This window comes from Bacillus sp. GMs2/2 (assembly GCF_050172095.1).
GTDB lineage: Bacteria > Bacillota > Bacilli > Bacillales > Bacillaceae_G > Bacillus_A > Bacillus_A cereus.
Genome location: NZ_JBNLYE010000337.1, coordinates 1 through 4,153 on the forward strand (window position 1 = coordinate 1; position 4,153 = coordinate 4,153).

Sequence of the window (4,153 nt, forward strand, 5' to 3'; positions counted from 1 at the left end):
GAACGATTTCAATTAAAGTCATTTATTTTAACCTCCTAAAAACTATTTCTACAAAATATACATTGTTTTAATCACACATTATGTTATAAATGGCCATATTAGATAAGATCATCAGCCTTATCTTCAGAAATGGAAGACATTACATCAATGACTTGTTGGAAGAATTGCTTACGTGTTAATTCTCCACGGTGTAATTCTTTATATAATTCACCATCTTTAATCATAATCACTCGTTTACAATAACTTGCCGCAAACGCATCATGCGTTACCATTAATATGGTTGAGTTATCATATTCATTTAATGACTTCATACTTTCTAATAAATCCGTTGCTGATTTAGAGTCAAGCGCCCCAGTTGGCTCATCCCCAAAAATCATACTCGGATTCGTAACCATGGCACGTGATGCTGCGCAGCGTTGTTTCTGTCCCCCAGATACTTGATATGGGTATTGACTTAAGATATGATCCATGCCAAACTTCTTAGAGATTTCAAGAACAAGCCGATCAATTTCACTAACCTTCACCTTTGATAAAGCGAGAGGCAATGCGATATTTTCTTTGACCGTTAACGTATCTAATAAGTTATAATCTTGAAAAATAAAACCTAAATGATTGCGCCGAAATAATGCCAACGTATCATCACTCATTTTTACAATATCTTTTCCATCTATTAAAATCTCACCACTCGTCACATGATCAATTGTTGAAAGAACATTTAATAGAGTTGTCTTACCTGAACCAGAAGGGCCCATAATCCCAACAAATTCTCCTTCTTGTACTTGTAAGTTAATCCCTTTTAACGCTTCAAATGTATTTCCACCTGTGTCATATACTTTTTTAATATTTTTTGCTTCTAGCACTGTTTTCATTTTATATTCCTCTCTCCTCTTAGTATTTACAGCCAAGAAATCTATATAAAATTAGAGTTAAGATTGTTTAGATTTTTGCTTATACCATGAAAATCCTTATTTCCAAAAAGAGTAAATACCCATATAGGTATTTACTCTTTTCTAGAATATCTTATCTTTCACCTACAACTATTATTCATATCGTAGACAATCAATTGGGTCTAGTTTAGCTGCTTTATTTGCTGGAAGTATACCAGAGACAATGCCAATCAATATAGATATTCCAACAGATAGTAGACCTAGATTTACTGAAATAACAAGTGGCCATCCACCTACGATTGCCGATACCCAAGCAAAGAAAATACCTAACACAAAACCAATTACTCCACCTAATGCTGTTAAAATACAAGCTTCAATAAGAAATTGCATTAATATTTCCCTTCTCGTTGCACCAAGTGCTTTTCGAACACCTATTTCACGTGTACGCTCTGTAACAGATACAAGCATGATATTCATCACACCAATACCACCTACGATTAAAGAGATTCCAGCAACACCAGTGAATACCATTTTCATCGTATCTAATGATTCTTCTACGACCAAATCGTTTTTTGTCTCATCCTCTACTGTAAATAGATGCTCAAATTCTGGTGGTTTCAATCCATTTAATACAGATACAGCTTGTTTCCCTACAATTTCTCGCTCGCTAGAAGAAGATAACTTAATGGTCACTGCATTATATTCCTCAACACCTGAGATCAACGGTGCATTGTCAACCGAGGTATATCCTGCATACACATTTGATTGCCATATATTATCATATTTGTACACCCCGACAATATTATATGGTTTTCCTTTTATATCTATATATAAATCATTTTCCCATGTATCATATAGTTTTTTAAATAGAGCTTCACTGATAATCAAAACAGGAATTGGTTTTTCCAGCTCAGTCTCTGTTAACTCACGCCCATGTATCATTCGTAGTTTGTGATCCTGCATAAAATTACCTGTTCCCACATTTAAATTAAGAGAAGCTTCTTTTGAACCTACATATGCTTTTACGTCCATATTCACATGTGGGTACACATCCTTTACACCTGGTATTACTTCTAATTGCTTTACCATATCTGGTGTAATCTTCGCTATTTCCAGCGGAAAATCTGGGTTGATATACTCTATATTAATTTCATCCATATGGCGGCTCTCTTCAATCTCTTTTTGCATCTTTGCAGTATTTCCATCCCCCGTTGCGAGAATTGTAATAATCGCACTGATTCCAATAATAATTCCCAGCATCGTTAAAATAGATCTCATTTTATGGGCAAAGATAGAAGAGATAGCCATACGTATATTTTCATGTATATTCAATTTTATTCTCTCCAATCCTGAACAATGTTTCCGTCACGAATAACGATTTGACGTGCTGCGGCTTCCCCGATTTCACGATCGTGAGTAATCATAATAATCGTTGAACCTTGCTTGTTTAATTCATAAAATAGATTTACAATTTGTTCACTTGTTTTCGTATCTAGTGCACCTGTTGGTTCATCTGCCAAAATAAATTTCGGGTTATTTACAATTGCGCGTGCAACTGCAACGCGTTGTTTTTGTCCACCTGACAATTCATTTGGAAAGTGGGTATCGCGATCAGCTAAACCAACTTTTGTTAAGGCTGCTAATGAACGCTCTTGTCTTTCCTTTTTATCGACTCCCGCATAAATAAGTGGTAATTCAATGTTTTGCAACGCTGTAAGTCGTGGCAGTAACATGAAGTTTTGAAATACGAATCCAATCTCCTTATTACGAACATGCGCAAGCTCGGTTTCAGACATGTTTGAAATATTTTGTCCAGCTAATTCATAGGAACCTGTCGTAGGCTTATCTAAACACCCAATAATATTCATTAATGTTGATTTACCAGAACCAGAAGGCCCCATGATAGAAGTGAAATCTCCCTGATTTAGCGTTACATCAATTCCGTGCAATATTTGAATGGATTCTTCACCATTTTGAAAAGATTTTGTAATGCCTTGTAAATTAATCATTGCGTGGCAACCTCCATACCATCTTTTAGATTTACAGTAGGTCTAGAGATAATTTTTTCTCCTTTTTTCACTCCGGAAATTTTTGCTTCATTACTTGTTTCAAATTCAACCGTAACAACTTGTTCTTTTGCTTTTCCGTCTTTTACAACAAAGACAACGTTTTTATCACCTTTTTTTAAAATACTGGTCTTTGGAATGACTGTACCCTTTGCTTCGCCTGATTTAGTTTCTACGTATACGTGGAAACCATTTTGTAAGCCTTCACTATTGTCTAACGTCACAGTAAATGGATAACTAGAAACTGTTTTGTTTTCATCCATACTTTTTAATGGTGTAGAACCAATTTCTGTTACTTTTCCTGTCCATGTTTTACCCGCTACAGTTTTTGATGAAACTGTTATTTCTTGTCCAATTTTTACATTAGCAAGTTCAAATTCAGACATTTGACCTGCTACTTTAAATGGACCTGCATGGCGCAGTGTAATTCCGCTCATACCGTTTCTTTCATTAGAAGCTGTAATAATATCATCAATTACACCGTCAGCAGGACTCATAACAGAAAGTGTGTTTACTTTCTCTTTTGCTACTTTAATCATTTCATCCGCTTTTTCTACTTCAAACTTCTTCATTTCAAGCTGTGATTCTAATTGTTGAATTTCAATCTCTGACGCTTTTACTGCTTCTGCAGGAAGACCAGCATTTTTATCTTTTTGTAGCTTTTGTTTTGCTGCATCAATTTGTTTTTGTTGTAATGTTACTTCTTTTTGTGCAATTTTCTTTTGCATTTCCACTTCTGTTACACCTTGTTTAACAGTTGGATCATTGTATTTAAACAGAAGCTGTCCTTTCTTTACTTCATCGCCTTTTTTAACAGCTAGTTCATTCGTACCTTTTGTTGGATCAAATGAAATGATCTCCATTCCATTTGGAATCACTTCACCAGCAAACTTTTGCTGATTTTCGATTTGTTTTTCTAGTACTTCAGATGTTTTATAGGTCATAACTGGTTCAGAACTTCCGGCAAAATTCATATAAGCCCCAGCTCCTATACCAACTGTTAATACACCAACAATGACTACCTTATTTACTGTCTTCATATTATCCTCACTATTTCTTGTACTTTATTTTTGGAGACCATTATTTCCGTTTGTATAATTAGTTAACATTTTTAGAAATTATATATAAATTAGATTTCAAAGTATTAACATATCTCTTTTAAAATCAAATTGTGATAAAAATCTAGGCGTATACTTTTCG

General features: G+C 34.6%; 4 protein-coding genes. All 4 read right to left on the reverse strand.

Annotation, left to right across the window (positions count from 1 at the left end):
- Window positions 1–98 precede the first annotated feature (98 nt).
- Window positions 99–869, reverse strand: coding sequence for an ABC transporter ATP-binding protein (locus ACQGS6_RS23735; protein ID WP_000859668.1), 771 nt, complete (start codon window positions 867–869; stop codon window positions 99–101).
- 171 nt (window positions 870–1,040) lie between these two features.
- Complete coding sequence (locus ACQGS6_RS23740) at window positions 1,041–2,219, reverse strand: ABC transporter permease (protein ID WP_001020777.1); 1,179 nt, start codon at window positions 2,217–2,219, stop codon at window positions 1,041–1,043.
- A 2-nt stretch (window positions 2,220–2,221) separates the two neighbouring features.
- Window positions 2,222–2,896: an ABC transporter ATP-binding protein gene (locus ACQGS6_RS23745; protein WP_000609181.1), complete on the reverse strand. Its 675-nt coding sequence runs from the start codon at window positions 2,894–2,896 to the stop codon at window positions 2,222–2,224.
- Window positions 2,893–3,993 (reverse strand): efflux RND transporter periplasmic adaptor subunit, encoded by a 1,101-nt coding sequence (locus tag ACQGS6_RS23750; RefSeq protein WP_000859793.1) that lies wholly within the window; start codon window positions 3,991–3,993, stop codon window positions 2,893–2,895. The genes ACQGS6_RS23745 and ACQGS6_RS23750 overlap by 4 nt, the downstream gene beginning before the upstream one ends.
- Between the last annotated feature and the right edge of the window lie 160 nt (window positions 3,994–4,153).

Bases quoted from the DNA above. Each gene is read 5' to 3' on its own strand.
- ACQGS6_RS23745 (WP_000609181.1), bottom strand. From the start codon at position 2,896: ATGATTAATTTACAAGGCATTACAAAATCTTTTCAAAATGGTGAAGAA.
- ACQGS6_RS23750 (WP_000859793.1), bottom strand. From the start codon at position 3,993: ATGAAGACAGTAAATAAGGTAGTCATTGTTGGTGTATTAACAGTTGGT.
- ACQGS6_RS23735 (WP_000859668.1), bottom strand. From the start codon at position 869: ATGAAAACAGTGCTAGAAGCAAAAAATATTAAAAAAGTATATGACACA.